Source organism: Chloroflexota bacterium (assembly GCA_020161265.1).
Lineage (GTDB): Bacteria > Chloroflexota > Chloroflexia > Chloroflexales > Herpetosiphonaceae > Herpetosiphon.
Window position 1 is genome coordinate 142,610 of record JAIUOC010000013.1, and the last position, 21,497, is coordinate 164,106.

Below are 21,497 nucleotides of genomic sequence, written 5' to 3' on the forward strand. Positions count from 1 at the left end.
GCCACTGCCTTAGTTTTTTTGGAGCATGGCGATGAGCGGGATGCAATTATTTTTAACTGCCTTGATTTTGGCAGGCAATGTGTTGTGGTGGTTGCGCGGCGTGCGCTTAACCGAAGATTGGTTTTTTGGTCAATGGCTGAGCCAGCGCTGGCTGGTTGAACTTCGGCGTAGCGAACGTTTCAAAGGCAAGACATGGGAAATTCATCCAAATGATCTGAGCAAAATCAGTGCAGGCAAACGCGCAAGTTTTCAAGTTATCCAAAGCATCTTTCCATTAATCAGTGCAATCCCCACGATTTTCTCGATCTTTTTAATTACTTGGGTGGCGGCGATGTTTGGCCAATAACCGTGGCTGGCTTGAGCACTGGTATAATGCAGCCTGATTGGGCACAGTAATGGGAGTAGCTATCGTGCGGATTGGGATTAGTGGCACATTTTGGGCTGAACCAATGGTGGGCAGCGGTCAGTATTTACATCATTTAATTGAACATTTGCCGCATGTTGGTCTTCAGCACGAATATGTGTTGTTTTTGCCAGCCTATACCCAAGCCGAAATTCCCCAAATTCCGCATATTGCGGTTGATCGCGTGCCAACGCCGTTCGATAAGCTGCACCCGAAATTAGCCAAACTTTGGTATGAGCAAATTGAGTTGCCCCGCGCCGCCTTGCGCTTAGCCGTTGATCTGTTGCATGTACCCTATTATGCGCCGCCACGTCGCCAATTAGTGCCGACCGTGGTAACAGTCCACGACATTATTCCATTAATTTTACCTGAATATCGTGGCTCGTTGGCGATGCGCGCTTATACTGCCCTCGCGACGAGTGCTGTGCGCCGTTGTCGCCAATTAGTGGCAGTCTCCGACCATACCCGCGATGATATTATTGATGTATTGAACGTTAATGCATTACACGTGCATACGATTTATGAAGGTGTTGCACCTGATTATCAACCGCAGACAGATGAACAGATTAGCCAAACCTTGCAACGTTTTAATCTTACTCAGCCCTATTTTTATTATATTGGCGGCTTTGATGTACGCAAAAATCTCACGACATTGCTGCGAGCATTTGGGCGTGTGCGTCGCCGAATTGAGCAACCAATTAAATTAGTGATTGCTGGCAGCCGTCCTAAGGCTAATTCGCCATTTTTTCCCGCTTTAGAAACCACAATTCTTGATGAAGATTTGGCTGCTGATATTATTTTTACTGGGCGCGTCACGAATGCTGAAAACGCCGCGCTATTTGCTGGAGCCAGTGCATTTGTTTGGCCCTCGACCTATGAAGGTTTTGGTTTGCCCCCATTAGAAGCGATGAGTTGTGGTACGCCCGTGATTTCTTCGAATACCAGCAGCATGCCCGAAATTGTCGGCGAGGCTGGTATTTTGCTGCCGCCACACGATACCGAGGCTTGGGCGATGGCAATGTTGCGGATGTTAAATGATGCTGAATTGAATAATGAATATCGCCAACGTGGTTTACAACGAGCCAGCCAATTTAATTGGCAACACTTTGCCGCCCAGATGCTTAAGGTTTATGAGAAAGCCTAGGGTTTGATCAGATTTGGATGATTCAGAGGCGCTAAATCCTTTAAATTGGCCCATTTTTAATCGCAATCGTTGCCAAAAAGCTTAATTTCTTAGTTAATTAAAATTAATAAAGATCTGAAAAATGGTAAAAAAGTGCTTAAATTCTTGACTCAATTATGGTCAACTTTGTGCCTAACATCACATAATGATTAGAGTTTTCTCATCCACTTTCAAGAAAATATGTGCTAATTCGATAATAAAAACATTGATTTAAGGCTTTACTATGGCCTAAAAGTACTATCTGACAAATATCTGAAAAGCTTAAGCCAGTAGTCTGAAAAATAGCTGAGATTTGCAAACATGGCACAAATATGTTAACTTCGCTCTCGGCATTGCACGATGCATAAACGTTAATTATTTAATTGTCGGTGCGATATCATTAAGCCGCATTCGATAATAGGGAGGTTACAGCTGCATGCAAGATGCTAAGTCCTCGAATGATCTGATCCAAGAAGATCATGATCTCCAAGACTTCCAGCAGCGGGCTGTGAACAACGAAAATTCGCTTTTACGAACGACCAGTTTACGCCAGCGCGTTAACGCCCGTTCTGTTTCTGCACTTCGTGCGGTTCCATCGTACCTGCGCAAAGCTCCACGGCGCTACCTACTCCATCTTATGGTGCTTTCGCTCTTACCAGTTGGTTTAGTTGTCAACAAAGATGCCACTAAACCTCAGGTAGATACTGCACTCTTGGTCAGCGCATCGCCAACCGCTGAACGCCAAGTTCGGCCAGCACTCGGCTTGATGACCATGACCCACCGCAACGAACCAGCTCCGTTGACTGCTCTCAATGATTCAGAAGCTACGCCTGACCCAGGTGTTGGTGATGGGCCAATTAGCAGCCCCGATTTTGATGATTCGTTGGTGATTCCAGTAGGCCGCCCAGTTAATAACAACCCGACCTATCCCGAATCAGTGGTGAGCGCCGATATTGCCAACTTGCGCAACGGCCCAAGCACTGAATTCGATCGTCTTGATAAATTAGAACCAGGCACCAAGGTAACCGTTATGGCTCGCCACGCCGATTGGGTGCAAGTGCGCACCGAGGGCGGCCAAGAAGGTTGGCTCGCCGCTGATTTGCTCGATTTAGAGCAATCGGTGATCGATGCCCTGCCTGATGCCCAAAATATTCCAACCCCACCACCAGCCAAAGTGGGCAAAATCACCCAAGATAATTTGAACTTGCGTGATGGCCCTGGTACTGACTACATCAGCATGAAAAAGCTGGGGATTGATAGCCAAGTTTCATTATTGGCTCGCTATCAAGGCTGGTATCAAATTGAAACTGGCGAAGGCAATGTGGGTTGGGTTTCAGCCGAATTCTTGAATCTTGAAGCTGGCGTTGCCGAACGGATCGCCGAAGCTGAATCGATTCCATCAGCTAACCCCGATTTGGTCGGTTGGGCAACTGATGAAGGCATCAACTTGCGCTCTGGCCCAAGCACCAAATTCGATTCATTGGGCAAACTGAGCAAAGGCGCTGAATTAACCTTATTGGCTCGTTACAAAGAATGGGTCAAGGTTCAAACCGCCAAAGGCACCAAAGGCTGGATCTCACAAGATCTCGTTGATGTAAGCAACTTTGTGTTCCGCCGTGTGCCGTTCACAACCAATGTGCCTTCATTACCAGTTGCGCCTGCTGCACCCAAAAAGAGTACTCCTAGCCAACCTGCTGGTGGCGGTGGCGGCGGTGGTGGTACTGCTAGCGGCGACGTTGCTTCGATGGCTTGGGCCTATGTTGGCTACAACTATCGCTGGGGCGGCGAAAGCCCAAGCAGCGGCTTCGATTGCAGCGGCTTGACCAAGTATTTGTATCGCCAAGTTGGAGTGAGCTTGCCCCACAGTGCTGCTGGCCAATATAGCAGCGCTTATGGCACCTTCATCGGAAGCATGAGCAACTTGCAACCAGGCGACTTGCTGTTTTATGCTGGCACTGCTGGCCCGGGCATCACCCACGTAGGCATCTATGTTGGCGGCGGTGTGATGGTCAATGCGATGACTCCCGCCTCGGGGGTTGGTGCAGTCAGCATCTATAGCAGCTACTGGCTCAATCACTATTACGGCGCGTTGCGGCCTTATCGCTAGTTGCTGTTTCATACACCTGTTCAATGCAAGAAGCGTTCCACAATTTGTGGGACGCTTCTTTTGTTTTTTGGCTTAATCTCGGCTACTATAATCGCGCGTAAGGCTATTTCATAGTGGGGAGGATAACCCTATGCGAATTCGAACGATGCTTATGCTGGTGTTGGTGTTGGCACTAATCGGAACAGTTGGCTATGCGTTTTTATCACCATCGCTCGGTTTTGACGGATTGATGGCCCAACCAACCTCGACAATCAAACCAGGTATGACGGTACTCCAAGCGATCAAACGCCAAGCCAAGCTTTCAACCCTCGCGATGAGTTTCACCAAAGATACAACGATTATTCGCGAACATGGCTTGCTAGGGGCATGCACCGAAGAAATTACCTATTTGGGCTATTTTAATGTCCAAGCGGGCATTGATTTGAGCAAAATTAGCGAAGAACGTTTGATTGTGAGCAATGATGGCTACCCCGACCAAGCCACAGTTGAAATTGTGTTGCCCGATGCTGAATTGCTGAGCAACGAGCTTGATACCCAAAACAGCCGAATTATTGCCCAAGATACGCCCAAATGGTTGCCAGGCTGTTCGCATGAAATTGCCGATATGACGGTTGAAGCACAAAACACTTTGCGCGAACAAGTGCGCCAAGATGCGCTTGAAAAAGGCATTCTCTCACAATCGCAGCAACAAGCCAGCGAAGAGCTTGGGCGTTTGTTAACTGATGTTGGCTATAAAAATATTACGATTCGCGCCTCGAATGGCTCCGTACTCTATTCAACAAAATCGCAATAAGCCAAGTATGAGGGTTATAGTATGGATTGGAATCTGTGGTCGGAACAAGCGCAGGATTTTGCAATTCGGGTGCTGCCCCGCATTTTAGCGGCAATTGTAGTTTTGCTCACCTTACGCTATGGCATTCGATTAGCCAATAGCGCAACCAATCGCGTATTAAAGCGGGTAGAATTACCCAGCGAAGCTGAAAACTTGATTCTGCGCTTGGTGCGAATTTTGGTGATCGTGGCTGGTTTGGTGATTGTGCTGCTGGTGATGGGCTGGGGCCAACTGGCGCTTTCGTTTGTGGCAGGCCTAGGCGTAAGCGGCTTGATCATCGGTTTTGCCTTGCAAGACATCACCAAAAACTTGGCCGCTGGGATTTTATTGCTGTTTCAGCGCCCGTTTCGGGTGGGTGATCGCATTTTAGTGGGCAACGACGAAGGCACAGTCACCGATATTGCAATCCGCGCTACCACCATGCGCACTGCCGATGGGCGCGAGGTAATGGTTCCGAATGCCACGATTTACACTGGTACAATTACCAATTTAACTCGATATGTGCAGCGTCGCCATAGTGTTGAGTTGACCCTCAAACGCGATGTGGATTCTGCCCCAGTTGTACAGGGCTTAGCTGAAATAGCTAGAACAACCGAGCATGTGCTCGAAAAACCTGCTGCCGAAGTGCTGATTACCGCAGTTAAAGCTGATGGCCTGATTGTGGAAACCCGTTTTTGGTTGCCATCCAAAGGCGTGGATAGTAATGTGGTGCGCTCAAATTTGGCTGGTCGCTTGCGAGCCAAAGCGCTAGCCGAGGATTGGCTGGCATGATCATCGATCTCAATGCCGATTTGGGCGAAGGTAGCGATTTTGATGCTGCATTAATGCCGTTGCTTTCGTCGTGCAATATTGCTTGTGGCGGCCATGCTGGCGATCAAGCAAGCATGCGAACGGCCTTGAATTTGGCTCAGCAACACAACGTTTGTGTCGGAGCACACCCCAGCTACCCTGATCGGGAGCAATTTGGGCGGGTGGGGATTGAACTTGAGCCAAGCCAACTGCAAGCTAGCTTGATCGGGCAAATTACACAGTTACAACGTTTGGCGAGCGAGCAAGGGACTAAGGTACGCTATGTTAAACCCCATGGAGCTTTATATAATCAGGCTGCGATTGATTCTGATTTAGCGCAACTGCTGATTACAACGATTCAACAGATCGATCCAAGCCTTGCACTGATGGGTTTGGCGGGTAGCTCGTTGCTCGAACAAGCGGCAGCGGCGGGCTTGGGCACAATCGCCGAAGGCTTTATCGACCGAGCTTACGAAATTGATGGTCGCTTGCGGTCGCGCAGCTTGGCTGGAGCTGTGCATCATGAGCCGAATGTGGCACTCCAACAGGCTTTAGCGCTTGCCAAAGGCATGCCATTTCCAAGTTATACTAAACTACCAATTAAGTTAACCGTGCAAAGTTTGTGTTTGCATAGCGATACCCCGCAAGCACTGGCTTTTGCTCAAGCCGTTCGTACTGCGCTAGTAGCTGAAGCTATTACGATTCAGGCGGCCTGCTGACGCGCCATGGTCGCTAACTTGCGATGGCGGGTTGGCTATGCTAGACTCGATATAGCACAATCCAGACAGGAGTAGCCTATGACAATCACTGATCGCATGTTGATTGGGGCAATTGCCAGCAATCCCGGCGATTATGAGAAGGCAGGTCAGGCACGCTATTGTTTTACCACCCAAACAATTTACTTTTCGAGCGCCAAAAGCCCTGCGCCGGAAGATGCCAATAACAACTATTTCGACTTGCCCGCACTCAACGCTGATGGCTCCAAAAAATTAGTGACGGCCTTTCAACGCTATATCAAACGCTGGCCCGAAGATCGTCAGGCGATTATCGAAAAGTTTGCTTTGCGCCGTGGCTGGGAGCTAGCCATGGAGTTGCATTATGGGGGCGGTGCTTTAACTGATCAAGAATCAGCCGAATGGCGCAAGATTGTTGATGGTCGGCTAACCCAATTAGTGGCTGCTGCTCGCCGTTATATTGAAGCTGGGCCAGGTGCGGCCAAGGAAATTATTGAATGAGCCTCGATTTAACCCAGTTTGTTCGCAATATCCCCGATTTTCCAATTCCTGGGGTTCAGTTTAAAGATATTACGCCGTTGTTGGGCAATGCTCAAGCTTTCGATGCAGCGATTGAGCAATTCGCTCAGCGCTATGCTAACCAACAATTACAAGCGATTGTCGGGATTGAATCACGTGGTTTTATTTTTGGTGCGCCTTTGGCATTACGTTTGGGGATTGGCTTTGTGCCAATTCGTAAACCAGGCAAATTGCCAGCCCAAACCATCGGCGTAGATTATAGCTTGGAATATGGCACCAATCGCTTGGAAATTCATAACGATGCCTTGCAAGCTGGCGATCGGGTTGTGGTTGTCGATGATCTCTTGGCAACTGGGGGAACCGTGGTCGCGGCCTGCGATTTGCTCAACCAACTCGGGGCTGAGGTGGTTGAGGCAGCTTTTTTAATTGAATTGACCTTTTTAGGTGGGCGCGAAAAACTTGGCGATCGGCCATTTTACGCCCAAATTCAATACTAAACCGACAATGAGGCCAGCAAGCCCCTACCGCATGCTGGTCTCAGGTTGTCCAATGGCGGGAGGTTGGTGCGATGGGTTACGCTGCCGATCTTTGTAATCAAGCAACTCAGCTTTTTCGGCAAGGTCAGTTTCGCAGCGCTGCGAGTTTGTTGGAGCAGGGAATTGTCGCCGCACGTCAAGAATCCGATGGCGATAACGAATTGCTGTGCTACCAAAAGCTCACCGCAGCCCTGATGAACTTGGATCAGAGCCAGCAGGCGCTTGAGGTGGCAACCACGATGTTGGCGCGGGCACGCCAATTGCGCGAACCACACTATGAATTAGTTGCCACAATTCGGCTGTGCAGTGCCCTGATCGACCTTGATTTGAAAGGACGTTGGGGCGAAATTAAAACCTTGTTGCTCGATTGTTTGCAGCAAGCCCAAGCCCGCAATACCACTGCTTGGCAACTCGATTGTCTACGCTTGTTGGCAAGCAATGCCATCACCATGCAAGAGTATGATGATGCGTTGCAATATGCCCAACAAGGCTTAGGCCTGATTCGCCACGATACCTACTCCGCTGATTTCTACCGCTATGTCTTTTATCGGGTGCTGCAACGCTTGCATACCCATCGCGAGGAGCCTGCCGAAGCCTTGCGCTATGGTTTGCTGTCTTTTGAATATGCGCAGCGTGAAGGCAACCCAGCGTGGATGATCACTGCTCGTCGCTATTTGGCCCATCTCCACTATCAACAAGGCAATCTTCAGGCAGCATTTGATTTGTTTAGCGAAAATGTTGCTAGTGCCTTGGCCTACGATTCAGCCAGCGACCACCATGATGCTACGATGTGGCGAGCCGAAGTTGCCTTGCAATTAAAGATGGGCGAGCAAGCACTCGAATTTTCACGCGAAGCCCTTGAATTAGCCCGTAAACGATTGAATGCCCGCGATGAGGCTTGGGCGTTGTTGGCGAATGTGCGAGCTTTGCACGCATTAAATCGCCCTGATGAAGCCTGGTATTTTGCCAATGAGGCCTACCAGTTTGCCCAAACCCAACAGCTTGAGCACCGCCAAAAAGAGGCCCGCGAGTGGATTGAAACCCTAACCAAGCAACAACAGCCACCAAAATCGGCAACCAAACAAGGCTCATGGTTTGATCGTCTAATCGGAAAGCGCTGAGTGATGAGTACTGGAACATTTCAAGTTGATTTTGAACATCTGATTCGTTTGCTGGCCGAAAATTTGTATAGCGACCCACACGTTGCGATTCGTGAGTTGATTCAGAATGCTAGCGATTCGTGTGTGCGGCGGTTGGCTCAGCAAGGCATTTTTCAGCCAGCAATTCATGTGCGCATCGACCCAACCAAGCGTTTATTGGTGGTGGAAGATAATGGCACAGGTATGGCTCGCGATGATGTGGTGCGCTATTTGGCAACGATTGGCGCTAGCCAAACTCGCCAAATCAAATTTTCAACCGCCGATCAAAATGCTGCGCAGATGTTGATTGGTCAATTTGGGATTGGCTTTCTCTCCACCTTTGTGATTGGTCATCAAGTAACCGTCGATACCTTGGCCGAAGGCAGCGAGCAAGCAGTTTTGTGGCGTTCGCAGGGTAGCGCCGATTATAGCCTTGAATTGGGCACCCGCCAGCAGATTGGCACAACCGTCACAATTGAGTTAGAGCCAGCTTTTTATAATTTGCTCGATGAAACGACGCTCCGCGCAACGATTATTCGCTATGCCGATTTTATTCAATTTCCGGTCTATCTCGGCGACGACGCTCGCCCGATCAACCGCATGCATGCTCCTTGGCATTTGGATGCTTCGGAACACGAATACATCGACTACGTGAAGCATCGGTATGGGGTTGTGCCTTTGGCGGTCGAGCCAATCGCGATCAAACAGCAGCAAGCTGAATGCGTTGGGGTTTTGGCAATTATGCCCTTGCAGGCCAATTTAGCCATTCGCCCGCGCAGCCTTGATGTATTTCAGCGACGGATGTATGTTTGCCAAGATTTGCAATTGCTGCCCGATTGGGCGACGTTTATCTGTGGGATTATTGATGCACCATTGCTCGAGTTAGTTGCCAGCCGCGAAGGTTTTATGATCGAGCGCCCTAACTATCGGGCTTTGCGCGAAGCTTTGGTTGAGGCGGTGCGCTCATTCTTAATTCGCTTGGCTCAGCGCGAACCAGCCACCTTTGTGCAAGTGGTCAAACAATATAATAGTGGCATCAAACAGGCAGCGGTCAATGATAGTCAGTTTTTTGCTGCGGTCGCCGATTTGCTCAGCTTCGAGAGCGATATTGGCCCAATTACGTTAACGCGCTATCTTGAGCGAATTCCAGTGCGCGGGGCCGACGAGCGCACAATTTTTTATGTGCTGAATGATTTACCACCAAGTGCTCAGCAACGGGCAATTGTTGGGGCGCGTGGTGTACCAGTTCTCCATATCAATTCAATCGAAGAAAAATTTTTGAAGAAATATTGTAGCTTGCGCCATGGCGTGAGCTTTCAGCCACTTACCGCTGGGATTGCCGAGTTGATCGAAGCCGAAAGCGACCAGCAATGGCGAAAATTAGAACAACACTGTGAACAATTGGGCATGCAAGTCTATGCGGTGCGCTTTGAACCAAGCCATTTGATGGCCTTAGCCATGCGCTCCAGCGACTACAAACGTGAACAAGTTGTGGATAGCCTGTTGAAAGGTAGTGGAAGTTTGCTCAGTTTTGTGCAATCGGTCGGGCGAAATCGTAGCGATGATTATGTATTATGTGTCAACACGCTCAATCCATTAATTCAACAATTGCGCGATGGTCAACCCAACGATCCAACTTGGGCAACGGTTATCCGAGCCTTGTGGGGCTATGCCTTGCTTTCCAGTGGGGTCGAACTCACACCCGAACTGGGTGAGGCAGTGCAAAAAGCTCAAACTTCGCTGCTCGAACTGGCGCTGGCTCAACGCTAAGGAGTTGTTATGCAACGACCATATGGAATTCGCCAAGGTCAAATGACGATTAATGTGCCTGGAGTGATTCGGACGCTGGGCGAAAGTTTATATGCCGATCCGCATGTGGCGATTCGCGAATTGCTACAAAATGCTCACGATACCTGCCTTGTGCGCCAAGCCGATGATCCGAATGCTCCATTGCCCGAAATTCATGTGCGTTATGATCCCTTTGGCCGCAGCTTGACGATCGAAGATAACGGCGCAGGTATGACCGAAGCCGAAGTTGAGCAATTTCTCTCAGTAATTGGGGCCAGCAACACCGATGCTGTGCGTTCGCGACTTGAGGCGATCGGTGAGCGCAGCTTGGCCGAACGCTTGATCGGTCGCTTTGGCTTGGGCATGCTGGCAGCCTTTATCATCGGCGAACGGATTGAATTTGTTACCCGTTCGTTTCGCAGCGAAGGCGAATCAGCAGTTTGGTGGGAATGTAGCGGCGAGCAATCTTACCGGATGGGTCAAACCACCCGCCCGACGGCTGGCACAACCGTCACCGTGGCGATCAAGCCAAGCCAAGTACATTTGCTGCGTGAAGATGAGCTGAGTCGTTTGATTCGGCTGTTTGCTGATTTGCTGAGTGTGCCGATTTACCTTGACCCTTCGCCACGCCCAGTCAATGTGATGCAAGCGCCATGGCATAGCGAAGCGAGTGAAAGCGAGTATATTCGCTATTTGAACGAGCTATATCCTAGTGAATCAGTATTGGCGGTGATTCCGCTAAATATTGAGGAAGATGACGGCGCGTTTAAACTCGGTGGCGTGCTGTTTATTCCCAAGCAGTTGTATTTGAATGTCCGTGAACATGGCGATTTGATTATCTATGTGCGGCGGATGTTTGTCTGTCGCGGTGAGCGTAGCCTACTGCCAGAGTGGGCTAAATTCGTTAAGGGTGTGGTTGAAAGCCCCAATTTACGCGAAACAACCTCACGCGAGGCTTTGCGTCGCGATGAATATTTCGAGCGAGTCCAACACACCCTAGGGCAAGTTATTTTAAATTATCTTGAACAACTGGCGCTCAATGATCAGCGTTTATTCCGCGAGGTTGTTACTCAACACAACCGCGTAATCAAATCGTGGGCGTTAATTTCCGATGAATTGTTTATTCGGATCAAAGATATTGTGTTGTTTGATACCGATGCAGGGCGCATGAATTTGCCACGTTATTTTGAGCAATCGCAGCTTTCGCGTAGTGGCACCAACAACGACGACCCACATCAACGCTTGTTATTCTATTTCACCACCCCAGGCGGGATTGGACAACATGCGGTGTTGTTTGCGGCCAAGGGCTTGCGGGTGATTGACGGCCAATATTTCCCCGATGAGCCATTTTTGCGCCGTTACGCTGAATTAACCCCCAACATTGGCCTACGCCGTTTGGATGTTGGCGGCGATTTCATTTTCGAAGCCATGCCCAACAAAGATGAACGGTGGTTGGAGCTTGAGGAGCGCTACGCCGAAATGGGTGTTGAAGCCCAAGTTGCCCAATATTTGCCCGAATCGATTCCAGCGGTGTTGATCTTTTCTGAGAATTCCGAAACGAACGAACAAGTTGACACCCTGCTGGCCGACCCAAATTTGAGCCCATCGATTAAGCAATTGCTACGAGCAATGGTTGATGAGCGCAAAGCCGAGCGCAAACATATCGCCAGCAAAGGCATGCTTTATTTGAATGCCCGCAATCCAGTGATTAACCAAGTCGCGCAATTAAACCAGTATGCTGACCCGCAAATGCGCGATGTTTTGATTTTTCTCTATAACAATGCACTGATGTTAAGTGCCCAAGGTGCGCAGCGGATCGTCAAGCCTGAGCATGCCAAGCAAATTTTCGATGCCAACAACCGGGTTGCCAGCGCCTTGATGAATGCAATCACTGGCACAACCAATGCGGTTGATGTACCACAAGTTACCGTTGCCCCATACGCCCTGTTGATCAACACCTTGGGCAATAACCAAGTTAACCAAGAATTACGCTATGTGCTGGAAAGCGCACCCTTCTTTTTGCGGATTGTTGGGATTGACGCAGCAGTTTCGTTGACTGAACATAGTTTGCAGAGCATCAAACATGCGGCCTGTATTGTGATTGATGCGAGTGAGCCAGCTCAGGCTAGTTTGTTGGCGTTGGGAGCTGTGTGGGCGATTGCGCCGCAGGTGCCAATTATCGCCTTGCGTTCAGCTGAAACCGAGCCATTGGCGATTCCGGCAATTGATGTGGTGTATGATTTGGGTGTGCGGGGCGAGGCATTACAGCGGGCATTGCAGGAACTAAATCTTGCTCAAGCCGCTCGTCGCCTAACTGCCGCCGATTTTCTGCGCTACGAATTTGTCAGTGAACGCTTGGCTCAAGCCTTAGCCGAACAATTTAGTAGCATCGATCAATTGCTCCGTGCCGATCCAGCTGAGGTCAGCAATTTGTTGGGAGTTCGTTTAGCGCCTTTGGGCTTGATTGAGGAATTACAACGAGCTTTAGAAGAAGATCGCGGACATTAGATCCGGCGGAGCACGACGACGGTCATATCATCTTGGTATTGGCCGTCGCTCCAGCGATTGGCGGCGTTCATAATTTCGCTCACCAACTGCGAGGCCGGACGTTGGCTGAGCATACTAATCAAGTTGCGCAGCCGATTCAAGCCAAATAATTCGCGATCATGGTTGGCAGCTTCGACCACGCCATCGCTGATAAAAATCAAACTTTCACCAGCCTGAAGCTCTAGCACCGATTCGTTATATTCAGCTTGCGCCACCGCGCCCAAAGGAAAGCCTGTCAAATCGAGATAATCGCATTCGCCATTTTTGCGCACATGCAACGGCGCAATCAAGCCAGCGTTGCCCAACTGCATATGGCCAGTTTTAGCATCAAGCAAGGCATAGGCCAAACCGGTATTGATTTTTTGTTGGGCCATACGCCGATAAAACAACGGATTAAGCCGATTGGCTAGGCTTAGTTGGGTGGTTACTTGACCCTCTTGCAAATGTAAATCGATTACGCTCATGGCGATGGCCATGAAAAATGCCCCAACCACGCCCTTGCCCGACACATCGCCAACCGCAATATACCAACGGCCATCAGGCAAACTGAGCACATTGAAGAAATCGCCGCCAACTTCACGGGCTGGCTGGGTAAAACCAGCAATTTCATAGCCGCTGATTGCTGGCAATTGCTGGGGCAAAAAGCGTTGCTGCACCTCAGCCGCCAAATCAAACTCGCGCTGCAAGCGGGCACGTTCAGAGCGCTCCTCGACTTGGCGAAAATTCTCGAGCACAACTTCGACTTTGCTGCCCATCGCCTCGACTGTGGCTTGCTCTTGTTTGCTGAACCCACCAGGCCGATTGTAGAACGCCAACAGGCCAATCGGCTTGCCTTCTAAGCGTAACGGCACAGCTAGAGCAGCATCAATCCGTTGACCAAAACCGACGCGCTGAAAATCGCTGTTATTTTCGAGGCTGGTGGCTGACCATGGCTCATTGCGTTTTAAAATATAGGCTGCGAGGCTGGTTTGGTAGGCGGCAGTAGCTTGGGCTTCAATCCCCCAGCTAGCGGCAATTCGTGCTTGGCCTTGCTCAAGCAAAATAATCTCACCGCCCTGAGCATCGATCAGCGTGCCGCCCTCTTGCAAAATCTCGGCGAGCAGTTGATCGCGGGGTAGCGAACGGCCAAATAAATCGCCCATGCGGCTCAAAAATTGGTAAAGTTCGCGCTGACGACTAAGCCGACCCCAACCGCTGCCCGCAAAATAGGCCAAGACCGGCATCAAAACCAGGGTCACAATAATTTCAACCGTGGGAGCACCAAACATCCCATATTTGGCCAATGCTGTGGCAACCAACGGCGCAAACAGCAGATCAGCCAAAATCGCTACGGCCATGCTGCCCATTAAGCCAAAACCCATCGCAGCTTGGGCAATTGGAATCAAATAGAGATAGCGTAACGCAGGCGCAGCCGCCCAACGCCCCTCACCAAGGTACATCACAATTGTAATGACCGAGAGCAACAGGCTGATGCTAATCACATCGCGATGGCGGCGAGCACGATTCATGCGCGTAAAATTGCACTAAAACTAAATACAATATTGCAAAGGTAGCCTGGCACGACGCTTTGATAACGCCGAAACAGCAGCGAAGCGGCAATCGAAATCATCGACAAATAAATTACTACCCCAGCCAATTGAATCGGATTTTGCCATTGGCTGCGGATGAGGTAGATGCTCAAATTGGCGATGGTGGTGATGGCGGTTGCTTGCCAGAAGTTGAGTTTATACACATTTTGCAGCGAACGCAAGAGCACGCCGCGAAAAAATAATTCTTCGCCCAGCGATTGAAACACCTCGTAGCCCAGCGACCAAAACATATATTGCCACGGTTTAATGCTGAGCCCGACAATCCCGCTAAATCGAATCGTCGAGAAAAAGTGCAGCGAAATGAAAATACCTGCAAGCAAGCCAATTAACACTTGATCGGGCCATTTACGCAGGTGCAAGCCATGATTTTGCAATTGCTGATCGCGCTGAGCATACCAAAATAGCAGGATTGGTGGAATAAAAAAGAGGCCTGCCCAATATAAGCGTGGCGAATTGGCCAAGCCAAGCGCCAAAAAATGTTGATTTAGCCCATGCTTGGCTGCTAGATTAACCGTAATGGCCACTGCCGCCCATAAGCCAAAGGTTAACATGGTGCGGCGTTTGACATACGGCTGGCGAAACCATGCCAACCAACAGAAAACTCCAGTAAACACAACCCACGAACCAACCTCAGTTACCACTCCTTGGGTTGCTTGGCTGGTAAACGTTGTGCCCCACAAAATCATGGCCAAAGCGCAGAGCATTGTTAGCGCGATTGCCAAGCCATAGCGCCATGGTGGGCGTTGCAACAACGGGCGTTCTGGCGATTCTAGTTGATGAAAAGCAAGCAGCGACATAGTGCCTCCGTTGGTCGTGAGCGCTATTGTAGCATAGGCGAAGAACATAGAACATAGAGCATAGAACATAGTCAGAAATCAAAAGGCAAAAGAGCTAATCCCTAACGCAGAGTGATGTAGGGGCTAGGGATCGGGGATCAGGGGTCAGGAAATTTGTTGGCGAAATAGGAAGTAGCTGGGGCTAGCAGAATAATTACAACAATCTGTGGCAATCTGTGGCTAAAAAATAAGCTTCGCGCTCTTTGCGTCCTTCGCGGTTTCAGTTCTTCGTTTCCTTCGTACTCCTTGTGGATTAAAATCTGGCCCCTCGTCCCTGAACCCTGCCCTCTAAAAATAGGTTGACAATAAAAAGTTGGGCATGGTACAGTTTGTGATATGGTGATCACGATTGACCAAATCAATTGAATCGGCCAGGAGGAAAGAACGATGGATGATTTGATTGAGGATTTACTTGCCCATCCCAAGGTGCTGGAAACCCGCAGCCATTTGCACCATGGGATTGCTAAATACGAACATTTGATGCGGGTTACGCGCTATTCCTACCGAATTGCTCGTTTGCTCAAGGCCGATGTGCGGGTTTGCACTCGTGCTGCCTTGCTTCACGATATCGATTCACGCTATGGCACGCTGGAAAATCATGGGGCGGTGGCTGCGCGTTGGGCCGAAGAACAGGGCGAAGATTTCGCAGTCTGCCAAGCAATTATTGGCCATATGTACCCAATCGGCCCGGCCCCGATGACTCGCGAAGGCTGGATTTTATCGCTCGCTGATAAAGCGGCTTCGTTGGCTGATCTGACTGCCTATGTGCGGGGCTTGGTCAATGGCCGTTCGCAGCAAACCAAACGCGAACTCCAAGCCAGCGATCCCTTCTATCGGCCACGCCGCAAGCCCAAACGCCGCGAACAACTGCGCAAAATGCTCGATCTTGATGTTTAGCTGATTGCTAGCATAACCCTATGACGATGATTGTGTAACAGTTTTGTTGCACAATTTTTGTTTTATTAGAGATATTTTTGAGCTATGCTGGGTGTGATCAATTTGCTAAGAGGTGTTTCAATGTATGCTATTCCTCAACAGAAACAACAATTAAAAACAAAATCACTTATTCGATTTATATTAAAAAATACACTAATCATTTCATTAATTACATCGATTCCTATAGGATTTTTAATGGTCTATGTAAATAAATATATCCTATCAATATTTATGTTTATTTATTGTATGTATCTGTATATTCCAGTCGGGTTAGTTGTAGTAACCACGCATATAGTTTTGACAACGTTTTGTATAAAACTGATTGGCGATACGAATAGGAAACAGTTAACCATCATTTGTGGAATTATTGGTATGCTGTTATTGATTGGTGTCTATCTCTATCGACCATTTGTGCAGCCACCCATGGGTGCAGAATTAGTCGTCGTAAGTATGTATGTTGGTGGATTAATTATTCCAGCAATGATTCAAATCGGCTCGGTTATCTGGCATATATGGCATGATCCTGATCCATGGGATTTATTGGGAGTTTTGCATCAACCAACTACTTAATCAGCAATTGCCCCCTAGTTGAATAAAACTTAATATTTTTGACCGAATCTACGGAGCGGCGTATTATAGCACTATATGCTTGGATCGAACATCCAGCATATTAGTGTTTGTAGGAGGATGAATTATGCGTTTGCTACGTGCGTTCGCGTTGTTGCTATTGGTGGCTGTTTTGGCTCCGCTCGGCTTGCAGAGTGGGGTTGTAAGTGCCCAAAATGAGCAACGCACGGTCACTATTTTGGAAACTAGCGATATCCACGGCAATTTGATGGCTTGGGATTACTACACCAATAAGCCTGCCGAATGGGGTATGACCAAGGTTGCAAGTTTGATCAAACAAGAACGAGCGATCGATCCAAACTTATTGTTAGTTGATAGCGGCGATACGATTCAAGGCTCACCACTAACCTATTATTACAATGTTATCGACAAAAATGCCGCGCATCCAATGGCGGCGGTCTTTAATATGCTGAAATATGATGCAGCCGCTTTGGGCAACCACGAATTTAACTATGGCTTGGATGTCTTGAATCGCTATACTAGCCAAGCCCAATACCCAGTTATGAGTGCCAATACTCGTAAAAGCGATGGCAGCGAAGCCTTCAAGCCTTATGTGATCAAAGATGTGAATGGCGTGAAGGTAGGTTTGTTGGCCTTGACCACGCCAGCAGTGCCAACATGGGAAAAACCCGCCAACATCGCTGGTCTGCAATTCGCCGATCCGGTTGAAATGGCTAAGCAATATGTGCCCCAAATGCGGGCCGAAGGCGCAAACCTTGTGGTGGTGATCCAACATATTGGTTGGGAAAAACAGCCTGCTGATGCTACGAAACCAGAAGCTTGGCTGACTGACCATAACACTTGGCGCGATACTGGTTCGTTGCCTGGCGAAAATGTTTCAATTAAACTCGCCCAAGAAGTACCTGGAATTGATGCCATTTTGACTGGCCATTCGCACTTGAATGTTCCCAAGGCGCTGATTAATGGTGTTCTCTTAACTGAGCCTTCATATTGGGGCCGTAATTTGAGCAAGGTGACGATTACGGTCGAAAAAAATGGTGATGGCTGGAATGTAGTTAACAAAGATTCAACCACACTTTCAGTTACCAATGTTGCTGAAGATCAAGAGATTAAAGCGCTGATACAACCGTATCACGATCAAACCTTGAGCTACATCAGCCAACCAGTTGGTACGGCTAGCGCCGAATTTGCTGGTGGCCCCAAGGCGCGTTATCGTGATAGCGCGTTGGCCGATTTGATCAACAATGTGCAAAAGCAAGCTGCTGCTGATGCTGGCTACCCCGTTGATCTCTCGTTGGCGGCGATTTTCACCGATGGCGGCATGATTCCGGCGGGCCAAATTACCCTGCGCGATGCCTACAGCATCTATATTTACGATAACACGCTGTATGTGATGGAAATTAATGGTGATATTTTGCGCCGCGCTTTGGAGCGTAACGCCGAATATTTCCGCCAGCTTGACCCCAATGCCTTGCCCAGCGATCCCAAGGCGGTGGTCAACGATAACGCCCGCGATTACAACTGGGATTTGTACACCGACATCGAATATAGCTACGATTTGACCAAGCCAGCTGGCCAGCGCGTGACCAAATTGCAATTAAATGGGGTTGATATTACGCCTGAGCAAACGCTGCGCATCGCAATCAACAACTATCGGGCTGGTGGTGGCGGTGGTTTTGCTATGTTCCGCGAAGGCAAAATTGTCTATCAATCGACCAGCGAAATTCGCGATTTGATCGCTGAATCAGTCAAAAATGCTGGCACAATTGATCCAGCGGTGATCAATAAAGTCAACTTTACCCTTGTGCCCGATTTGTATGCCCACTATTTTGGCGCTGCCAGCCAACCAACTGCTACACCAGTGCCAGCAGTTCCAACTGCCACTCCAGCGCCAGGGGTGCCAATTACCTTGCCTGATACTAGTGGCAACCAACCAAGCTATGCTTGGGTTTGGGCGGCTGTCGCCATGGCCTTGCTCGCCTTAGGTTTGGTTGTACGCCAGCGATAATATATGTAGATTTAGGGTATGGTTTAAATCCATACCCTATTCGAAAGCCTCAAATAATGTTCTTCTTTCTATATTATAGAAATCAAGAATTACACCTATTATTGACTGTAAATCATTATCGATTGATGGTAATGGATAAAAGGTTTTATTGTAAGCTAGTTTTTCAAAACTAATTGCTAGATTAAAAAGATTTTTAACAATATCACTTTTACTAAAGTAATCGCTTAATATATTAACTGGTATAGAGCTATATACCTCTTCTAAGTTCCTTTTTAATGAAGATATGCTACCTGTATTTTGTGGCATATAATCCCTAATAAGTTGTAATGCCATCTCTACGATTTTTTTTGTTCCATTTTCTCCCAAAGATCCATGTAGAAATCCATTATTTAAGATATTTATTCTTGTTTGAGAATCTAAAGAGGATAAATCTTTATATATAAAATCTATTCCTATAAGAAGGTATGATATTAATAGATACATTATTCTACATGCAGATTCTCTTCTTTGATGAGATATAATTATTTGGTTTGCGAAAAAATATATTTCACCAAGCCAATAATTACATCCACTATAATCTAGTTGGGTTAGGAGTAAACTCTTTGATTCATTTATTCTTTTTCTCCAAAAAACACTATTTTTTCCTTTATCATCTATATCTATAACTTGTATGAAATCCTCTTCTATTAAACGATAAGGATCTAGCGGTATTTTTGACAGTCGTGAAAGAAAACTTCCATCTAAAACAATTACATCATTATCTATGCCGAAATTATTCACTGAGGGACGCTCATCAGTGGTAGCAATCATACATTTTTCTAAACCTAGAGCAATTTGTAATCCTTTATTCCAAAATATTCTTTCTATTGCTTGAGGGGTTTTTTTGTTCTTTATGTCAACATTTATTCTTTCTCTAGTCAATGTTGATTGTTTCATATATAACCATAAATCAATATCGGTTACATCAAAACCTTCGTATCTGAAATTTACGCCTCTAACAACAAAATAACCTAATTCTCTAAAGTATTGTCTTAAATTTTCTTCCATAATATAACCTTTATTAATATTCATTATTTACTCCTTAAAGTTCTTAACATATTGACAATAGAATTTCTACTTTGATGCGATTGATTTTTTCTTATAATTTCACGATTATACTCAGGACTATGATATTTTATCAATTTTGCACTACCAAAATTTGGTAACGAAGCCTCACTTATATCACCTTCTTGGAGTGCTTGTAATGCTAACTCACCTACCTCCTTTTTTAGTAATCTCATAGAATATAGATTATTGTTTAGTGATTTTACCTCTATGACTCGTTTTAATTCAAGAATCTTATAATCCTGCCCGATGGCTGTAGCTGGCCCAACCCACTCCCCGGCTATCAACTTCTTCATTAATTGCGGTAGCATAGTAATTCTTCCTCTATTATTACCGCTATAGTTTATACCATAATGGAGAGAAGTAACAAATGCTTTTACTAAATCTAACGCATCATCTTGTAAAGGATTTCCATATTTTCCAAAAGAGGATGGTTTCGTAATAAAATAATGTTCTGATATATCATTGCTTACACTATTGACATCAAATAATCCTATTGATAAAACTTTGGTTAAAAGTATATCACCTAATATTTTTTTTGCATCATCATAAGATATTACAACCTTCATATCTAGTTCTTGATTGATTTGATTTATACAGGCTGCATCTTGACTATTCAATGAACTTACAATTGATAACATTTTTTGTGGATCATTTGTTCTAAAAAGATTGCCATTGAAGTAGATTTTTTTATCATCTAATTCTTCATGATCAATAAATCCAATCTCCTCAGATTGGGAAAATATTTCTTCAGTTATTAAATTTGTTGTTTCATATATATCACTTATATACTCTTTTAATAAACTACTTTGACAAGGATGCTGGGATGTTTTTTCTGCAATATCTATTGCAATAAATTCTTCTTTTTGAGGATTTGATGAAATAAATATATCATGAGTATGTTGTAATACAGCTGATGTTGTTAAACCAAGAGTTTCTGTATCACCTTTACTACTAACACTTATTAACCTTTGGTTTTCCAGCTTATTTAATAGTGTAGGAAGCTCCAATATAGGGCTAATACCTGCGCTGCGAGCTAAAATATCTACTTTTTCCTTTGAAAGTGTGCTTTGGCTCTCTGATTCACATAAAGCAGATAAGAGCAATCCTGCTTTTCCTGCCAAAGCAATGGAATCAAATGATGTGACATTCGAAATCTGTTGAAGTTTTGAAGAATGGTGAACTAGCCATGCGCCAACGGTTTTTTTAGGCAAACTCTTCATATTAACCTCTCCTACTGCTTAATCTGCAATGGTATTTGGTATAGAATCAACGGGTTATTACCTCATATATTTTACAATTATCAATCATTGAGTATACATAATACTTATTCATGGAATTAAAGATAAAAAGTTGATTTTATTCTATCAGAAAAGAATTAAAAACCAATATACAATTTTATTACTTACCTTGCCTGATACCAGTGGTAACCAACCAAGTTATGCTTGGGTTTGGGCGGCTGTCGCCATGGCCTTACTCGCCTTAGGTTTGGTTGTACGCCGCAGTTAAAGGCAAAGGGCAGAAATCAAAAGTCAAAATCAGGGGTAGGGGCCAGTGATCGGGGATCAGGGGTCAGGAAATTCAGTGGCGAAACAGGAAGTAGCTGGGGCTAGCGAATAATCCAATCTGTGACAAAAATTTTAACCTTCGTGTCCTGCGTGGATCAAACAACTGGCCCCTAGCCCCTGATCCCTGGCTCCTCAACTTTCGTGCTCTTCGTGTCCTTCGTGGTTAAAATCTCCTTCCCCGAATCCCTCTGTTCCATCTTCTTTGCGCTATGTTCTCCTGATCCCTCGTATCCATTGCCTTCGCATACGATCATCGGCTATAATCAGCGCTACACATTGCCGCACTTCACTCTTTTTACTACATAAATTCAA

Annotated in this window: 19 protein-coding genes; 15 read left to right on the plus strand and 4 right to left on the minus strand. The window is 46.8% G+C overall.

The annotated features are described in order from the left end of the window. Nucleotides 1–31 precede the first annotated feature (31 nt). The 11 genes from LCH85_24880 (at nt 32) to LCH85_24930 (ending at nt 12,517) form a co-directional block, all read left to right on the plus strand. Nucleotides 32–346, plus strand: coding sequence for a hypothetical protein (locus LCH85_24880; GenBank protein ID MCA0355240.1), 315 nt, complete (start codon nt 32–34; stop codon nt 344–346). 64 nt (nt 347–410) lie between these two features. Then, nucleotides 411–1,547 carry a glycosyltransferase family 4 protein gene (locus LCH85_24885; GenBank protein MCA0355241.1) on the plus strand — a complete coding sequence of 379 codons (1,137 nt, stop codon included), beginning with the start codon at nt 411–413 and terminating at the stop codon, nt 1,545–1,547. Between the two features lie 454 nt (nt 1,548–2,001). Further along, nucleotides 2,002–3,672 carry an SH3 domain-containing protein gene (locus LCH85_24890; protein ID MCA0355242.1) on the plus strand — a complete coding sequence of 557 codons (1,671 nt, stop codon included), beginning with the start codon at nt 2,002–2,004 and terminating at the stop codon, nt 3,670–3,672. Nucleotides 3,673–3,802: 130 nt separating this feature from the next. Further along, nucleotides 3,803–4,465 (plus strand): DUF4230 domain-containing protein, encoded by a 663-nt coding sequence (locus LCH85_24895; GenBank protein MCA0355243.1) that lies wholly within the window; start codon nt 3,803–3,805, stop codon nt 4,463–4,465. A gap of 21 nt (nt 4,466–4,486) precedes the next feature. Then, nucleotides 4,487–5,275: a mechanosensitive ion channel family protein gene (locus LCH85_24900; GenBank protein MCA0355244.1), complete on the plus strand. Its 789-nt coding sequence runs from the start codon at nt 4,487–4,489 to the stop codon at nt 5,273–5,275. Beyond that, nucleotides 5,272–6,012: a 5-oxoprolinase subunit PxpA gene (gene pxpA / locus LCH85_24905; protein MCA0355245.1), complete on the plus strand. Its 741-nt coding sequence runs from the start codon at nt 5,272–5,274 to the stop codon at nt 6,010–6,012. Before LCH85_24900 ends, pxpA begins: the two co-directional genes overlap by 4 nt. Nucleotides 6,013–6,090: 78 nt before the next feature. Continuing rightward, nucleotides 6,091–6,528, plus strand: a complete 438-nt coding sequence (locus tag LCH85_24910; GenBank protein ID MCA0355246.1) for a hypothetical protein — start codon at nt 6,091–6,093, stop codon at nt 6,526–6,528. Beyond that, nucleotides 6,525–7,043, plus strand: a complete 519-nt coding sequence (locus LCH85_24915) for an adenine phosphoribosyltransferase (protein MCA0355247.1) — start codon at nt 6,525–6,527, stop codon at nt 7,041–7,043. The genes LCH85_24910 and LCH85_24915 overlap by 4 nt, the downstream gene beginning before the upstream one ends. Nucleotides 7,044–7,114: 71 nt before the next feature. After that, nucleotides 7,115–8,203, plus strand: a complete 1,089-nt coding sequence (locus LCH85_24920) for a hypothetical protein (GenBank protein ID MCA0355248.1) — start codon at nt 7,115–7,117, stop codon at nt 8,201–8,203. A gap of 3 nt (nt 8,204–8,206) precedes the next feature. Continuing rightward, complete coding sequence (locus LCH85_24925; GenBank protein MCA0355249.1) at nt 8,207–9,991, plus strand: ATP-binding protein; 1,785 nt, start codon at nt 8,207–8,209, stop codon at nt 9,989–9,991. 9 nt (nt 9,992–10,000) lie between these two features. Further along, nucleotides 10,001–12,517, plus strand: a complete 2,517-nt coding sequence (locus LCH85_24930) for an ATP-binding protein (protein ID MCA0355250.1) — start codon at nt 10,001–10,003, stop codon at nt 12,515–12,517. Here LCH85_24930 and LCH85_24935 read toward each other — a convergent pair. Together LCH85_24935 and LCH85_24940 are read right to left on the minus strand one after the other, a co-directional pair. After that, nucleotides 12,514–14,064, minus strand: a complete 1,551-nt coding sequence (locus LCH85_24935) for a SpoIIE family protein phosphatase (protein MCA0355251.1) — start codon at nt 14,062–14,064, stop codon at nt 12,514–12,516. The genes LCH85_24930 and LCH85_24935 overlap by 4 nt on opposite strands. Further along, nucleotides 14,061–14,942 (minus strand): CPBP family intramembrane metalloprotease, encoded by an 882-nt coding sequence (locus LCH85_24940; protein ID MCA0355252.1) that lies wholly within the window; start codon nt 14,940–14,942, stop codon nt 14,061–14,063. Before LCH85_24940 ends, LCH85_24935 begins: the two co-directional genes overlap by 4 nt. Nucleotides 14,943–15,368: 426 nt before the next feature. Between LCH85_24940 and LCH85_24945 the strand changes: the two genes are divergently transcribed. The 3 genes from LCH85_24945 to LCH85_24955 all read left to right on the plus strand — a co-directional run bounded on the left by LCH85_24945 (nt 15,369) and on the right by LCH85_24955 (nt 18,513). Next, a complete protein-coding gene (locus LCH85_24945) occupies nt 15,369–15,878 on the plus strand; it encodes an HD domain-containing protein (protein ID MCA0355253.1) in 510 nt (169 codons plus the stop codon). 411 nt (nt 15,879–16,289) lie between these two features. Further along, on the plus strand, nt 16,290–16,487 hold the full coding sequence (locus LCH85_24950; protein ID MCA0355254.1) for a hypothetical protein: 198 nt from the start codon (nt 16,290–16,292) through the stop codon (nt 16,485–16,487). 124 nt (nt 16,488–16,611) lie between these two features. After that, nucleotides 16,612–18,513, plus strand: a complete 1,902-nt coding sequence (locus LCH85_24955) for a 5'-nucleotidase C-terminal domain-containing protein (protein MCA0355255.1) — start codon at nt 16,612–16,614, stop codon at nt 18,511–18,513. Between the two features lie 36 nt (nt 18,514–18,549). On the opposite strand, the gene LCH85_24960 is transcribed toward LCH85_24955, so the two are convergent. Together LCH85_24960 and LCH85_24965 are read right to left on the minus strand one after the other, a co-directional pair. Then, nucleotides 18,550–19,584 carry a hypothetical protein gene (locus LCH85_24960; protein ID MCA0355256.1) on the minus strand — a complete coding sequence of 345 codons (1,035 nt, stop codon included), beginning with the start codon at nt 19,582–19,584 and terminating at the stop codon, nt 18,550–18,552. Further along, nucleotides 19,584–20,840, minus strand: a complete 1,257-nt coding sequence (locus LCH85_24965) for a hypothetical protein (protein MCA0355257.1) — start codon at nt 20,838–20,840, stop codon at nt 19,584–19,586. The genes LCH85_24960 and LCH85_24965 overlap by 1 nt, the downstream gene beginning before the upstream one ends. Before the next feature lie 130 nt (nt 20,841–20,970). On the opposite strand from LCH85_24965, the gene LCH85_24970 reads away from it, so the two are divergent. Then, on the plus strand, nt 20,971–21,126 hold the full coding sequence (locus LCH85_24970; protein MCA0355258.1) for an LPXTG cell wall anchor domain-containing protein: 156 nt from the start codon (nt 20,971–20,973) through the stop codon (nt 21,124–21,126). Nucleotides 21,127–21,497: the final 371 nt, after the last annotated feature.

What these genes read in the sequence shown, in the direction of transcription:
- LCH85_24915 (MCA0355247.1), top strand. Translation starts at nt 6,525, where the DNA reads ATGAGCCTCGATTTAACCCAGTTTGTTCGCAATATCCCCGATTTTCCA.
- LCH85_24945 (MCA0355253.1), top strand. Translation starts at nt 15,369, where the DNA reads ATGGATGATTTGATTGAGGATTTACTTGCCCATCCCAAGGTGCTGGAA.
- LCH85_24965 (MCA0355257.1), bottom strand. Translation starts at nt 20,840, where the DNA reads ATGAAGAGTTTGCCTAAAAAAACCGTTGGCGCATGGCTAGTTCACCAT.
- LCH85_24895 (MCA0355243.1), top strand. Translation starts at nt 3,803, where the DNA reads ATGCGAATTCGAACGATGCTTATGCTGGTGTTGGTGTTGGCACTAATC.
- LCH85_24925 (MCA0355249.1), top strand. Translation starts at nt 8,207, where the DNA reads ATGAGTACTGGAACATTTCAAGTTGATTTTGAACATCTGATTCGTTTG.
- LCH85_24930 (MCA0355250.1), top strand. Translation starts at nt 10,001, where the DNA reads ATGCAACGACCATATGGAATTCGCCAAGGTCAAATGACGATTAATGTG.
- pxpA (MCA0355245.1), top strand. Translation starts at nt 5,272, where the DNA reads ATGATCATCGATCTCAATGCCGATTTGGGCGAAGGTAGCGATTTTGAT.
- LCH85_24910 (MCA0355246.1), top strand. Translation starts at nt 6,091, where the DNA reads ATGACAATCACTGATCGCATGTTGATTGGGGCAATTGCCAGCAATCCC.
- LCH85_24900 (MCA0355244.1), top strand. Translation starts at nt 4,487, where the DNA reads ATGGATTGGAATCTGTGGTCGGAACAAGCGCAGGATTTTGCAATTCGG.
- LCH85_24950 (MCA0355254.1), top strand. Translation starts at nt 16,290, where the DNA reads ATGCTGTTATTGATTGGTGTCTATCTCTATCGACCATTTGTGCAGCCA.
- LCH85_24890 (MCA0355242.1), top strand. Translation starts at nt 2,002, where the DNA reads ATGCAAGATGCTAAGTCCTCGAATGATCTGATCCAAGAAGATCATGAT.
- LCH85_24935 (MCA0355251.1), bottom strand. Translation starts at nt 14,064, where the DNA reads ATGAATCGTGCTCGCCGCCATCGCGATGTGATTAGCATCAGCCTGTTG.
- LCH85_24955 (MCA0355255.1), top strand. Translation starts at nt 16,612, where the DNA reads ATGCGTTTGCTACGTGCGTTCGCGTTGTTGCTATTGGTGGCTGTTTTG.
- LCH85_24920 (MCA0355248.1), top strand. Translation starts at nt 7,115, where the DNA reads ATGGGTTACGCTGCCGATCTTTGTAATCAAGCAACTCAGCTTTTTCGG.
- LCH85_24960 (MCA0355256.1), bottom strand. Translation starts at nt 19,584, where the DNA reads ATGAATATTAATAAAGGTTATATTATGGAAGAAAATTTAAGACAATAC.
- LCH85_24940 (MCA0355252.1), bottom strand. Translation starts at nt 14,942, where the DNA reads ATGTCGCTGCTTGCTTTTCATCAACTAGAATCGCCAGAACGCCCGTTG.
- LCH85_24880 (MCA0355240.1), top strand. Translation starts at nt 32, where the DNA reads ATGAGCGGGATGCAATTATTTTTAACTGCCTTGATTTTGGCAGGCAAT.